Source organism: Vallitalea sp., from assembly GCF_025211055.1.
GTDB lineage: Bacteria > Bacillota > Clostridia > Lachnospirales > Vallitaleaceae > Vallitalea.
Genome location: NZ_JAOARO010000063.1, coordinates 1 through 3,168, shown reverse-complemented (window position 1 = coordinate 3,168; position 3,168 = coordinate 1). Strand labels below are relative to the sequence as shown.

3 protein-coding genes and 1 pseudogene are annotated in these 3,168 nt (G+C 29.0%); 1 reads left to right on the top strand and 3 read right to left on the bottom strand.

Features of this window, described 5'->3' with window-relative positions; genetic code table 11:
* Nucleotides 1-186: 186 nt before the first annotated feature.
* The 3 genes from N4A55_RS09380 to N4A55_RS17050 form a co-directional block, all read right to left on the bottom strand.
* Entirely contained in the window at nt 187-990 is an 804-nt protein-coding gene (locus N4A55_RS09380) for an ExeA family protein (RefSeq protein WP_293755437.1), read from the bottom strand.
* 2 nt (nt 991-992) lie between these two features.
* Nucleotides 993-2,234, bottom strand: coding sequence for a DDE-type integrase/transposase/recombinase (locus N4A55_RS09375; protein WP_293755435.1), 1,242 nt, complete (start codon nt 2,232-2,234; stop codon nt 993-995).
* 64 nt (nt 2,235-2,298) lie between these two features.
* Nucleotides 2,299-2,820: a DUF6431 domain-containing protein gene (locus tag N4A55_RS17050; protein WP_443083829.1), complete on the bottom strand. Its 522-nt coding sequence runs from the start codon at nt 2,818-2,820 to the stop codon at nt 2,299-2,301.
* 176 nt (nt 2,821-2,996) lie between these two features.
* On the opposite strand from N4A55_RS17050, the pseudogene N4A55_RS17045 reads away from it, so the two are divergent.
* Nucleotides 2,997-3,168 (top strand): annotated as a pseudogene (locus tag N4A55_RS17045) (IS66 family transposase); the annotation flags it as partial.

The following is a 3,168-nucleotide window of genomic DNA, read 5'->3' as shown; positions in this document are numbered from 1 at the left end:
TGTTGATTTTCGCTTTATTTGATGGAACTTTATTCATTTTATTTGGTGTTAAAATATCCCATTAATTTATTATCTTCAAATAATTTAATGCGATTTATTCATGATATTTAATGTTTTTTGTCTTCATATCTAAATAAAAAAATCCACAAATATCATAAAACGATTTTCATGGATTTTCTCTATATCTTACGCTAATGTATTTTCATTAACTGCTAACATCACTATATCACTATCAATTATATTTGCATTTTTAGTATTACCTATTAAAAGACTAGAATTACATATCTTATTAATTATTCTAGGTACTCCATTTGCTGCATTTATTATTGCCTCTATTGCATTTTTATTAAATATTTCTACATTACTTTTTGCTCCACGTAATTTATTTAATATATATTCTTTTGCTTCTTCTTTATTTAAACTGTCTATACTATAATTCATGGTTATTCTTTGCCTTAATGGTTCGTGTGCAACCAGTCTTAATGTATTATTTAATTGTGGTAATCCCACTAGAAGTATAACTGCTCGGTCTCTTGAATTCATTTCAAAGTTAAATAAAATTTTAAGATCATTTAGTACTCCATTGTTGATATAATTAGCTTCATCTATAATAATTACAGGAGTTATTCTTTTCTCAAGTACATATCTATTTATTTCTTCTTGTATTATTTTAAAGTTATCAGATTTTTTATGCATTGGTTCTAACCCGAATTCTACAGCTAATTGTTTATAAAACTCATTTACTGTGAGTGTTGATAGACAACTATATATTACTTTATAAAGCGAAGGATTAAGCCCTTTTGCCCAGTTTCTTATGGTAGTAGTTTTTCCTCGTCCGGCACTACCAGTTATAATTCCAAATCCCTTATTGTTTAATAGATAATTTAATCTGTACATTATTTCTTTATATTCACTTGTTTCTACAATTACCTCATTTGCATTCTTTATGAAAGGGTTAAATTCTAATCCATATCTACTTATATAATCCATTATTACATACCTCCTGTAAGTTTTACTTTTTCTCTTTTGATTACTGCATTTTCATGCTTATTTAATAACTTTATAGGTACTAATTCATCTGTTTGTTTATCTACTACGTATATTTTACTGAGATCAGGTGAATATCGTAACGTAATTCGTTGCTTTGAATAACGATAATCCACTTCATACTCAGTTCCATCAATCATAACTACATTATCCGCAGATACACGACGTTCATATTCAAGTAAAAATGACTTATCTATATGGTTTTCACTTAATCGTTTAATCATATGAGATTCTTTAAAAAATCTATCTTGAGGAGACAGACCATTTAATGAGGAGTGTACAGATGTATTATAGTGAGTAACGTATTTCATTAAGTCACTTCTAAGTTCATCTATATTTTTATAATCATTCATATTTAGCCCTGCCATCCAATGATCTTTTAGTGTTCTAAACCATCTTTCGATCTTGGCCTTACTGATTGGAGTATAAGGAGCACAATAATTAAGTGTTACACCTAAACGAGCTGCCAAAAGCTCCATTTGTTTGTTTTTGTAAGCAGATCCATTGTCAAAATTCAAAACCTTTGGCTTGCCAAATTTTATAACTGCTGATTTCATAACAGACATAAGATTTACAAAGTTATCATGGAAAAAAATATTTATACCAACTACATACCTCGAAGCATCGTCAATTAGTGCTATTATATAAACTCTTTTTTTCTTGCCATCCAACTTTAAATAAGGACCAACACTACTATCTCCACACCATACTTCATTTATATGTTCTCTTTCATAACGTCGTATATCTTTATTAGTATTATATTTTTTCTCTAACTTTAATTGATTTATATACCTGTTTACAGTTGATAAAGAAACATCTAATTTTGTAATAGTACCATTATCAACAAGTTTTTGATAAATAAGAGTCGCAGGAAGCCTTGGATATTCTTGTTTTAAAAATTTGATTTGTTCTATAATATCCCCATCCAATTTTCTGGATTTACCTGTATCTGAGCGACGTTTAGGCATCAGTGCATCAAAACCATCTTTTTTGTATTTATAATACCATCTTTCCAATGTTGTTATAGAAACTTTTGTATCCTCTCCTTTATGATTGGTATATATTTTATTAGAAGCATCACGAAAAAACTCTTTTACACTCATACCTTCATCATAAGTACCACTTATAATTGGTGCAAGAATTCCATACCTAAAAAGAGCTATTTTCTTTTTTGTTTCATCATCCATAGATAAAGACCTCCTTAATTTTAGTGATATTAGGAGTTTAAACTACTTTAAAAGGATAGTAAAACTAGGTTATGTGGGTTTGTGTCGATAAAATATTATCTATGCATTTAATTTGCATAAATTGACGCTTAAAGGTTTTTAAACATCTGAGTGCGATGTGCGAATCAATTGCTATTGAAAAAGAGATAAGCCGTTCTTTCCAGTGCCGTAGAAACTGTTTTACTATATATGAGATATTGCTTTCATCTATGTATTCATTTTTTAGCATAATAGGATTAAATGAATTGCCATTGACATATGTATTTATAATGTTAAGATGATCTTGTAGAATCATTTGTGAATAAGGAACTATACAGATAGGAAAAACTGCATGTGTTTTCCCACACGAACTACAAATGAGCCTTAATATACGTAGGTTAAGGATTCCGTTAGGGGTTTTAACGTTACGATTATAATATCCATGTTTAGTAAGACATCCAGATTTCCCACAACTACAGGAAAGCTTATAAATAGGAATATCTTCTATAAAAGAATTATATTTTTTTTGATTAATTGACTTGAAGTATTTCGTAAAATAGGTTATCATAAAAATGGTTTTGGGAGGATAGAAAATAGACTGTGGTAGGTTGAGGTTTCTATCCTCTTCTCTTTCTATAGATTTTTATATATAATACCATAAAAAGGATAATCATTAAATAATTTGACTTAAATTTAGTCATTTAATTAATGTTTATCCTTTATTTATTTTGACTAGAGTAGGGGTATATAACATCATATAATTTACCGTTCTACAGTATGGAAAAGTATATGAAATATCATCTTCTGTTTCTACATGACCCCAGAGTGCCCACCACCAACAATGAAGCCGAAAGGCTTTTAAGAAAATATAAACGAAAACAGCAGCAAGCCGTGTCATTTCGGAGTCAGGAGAGTA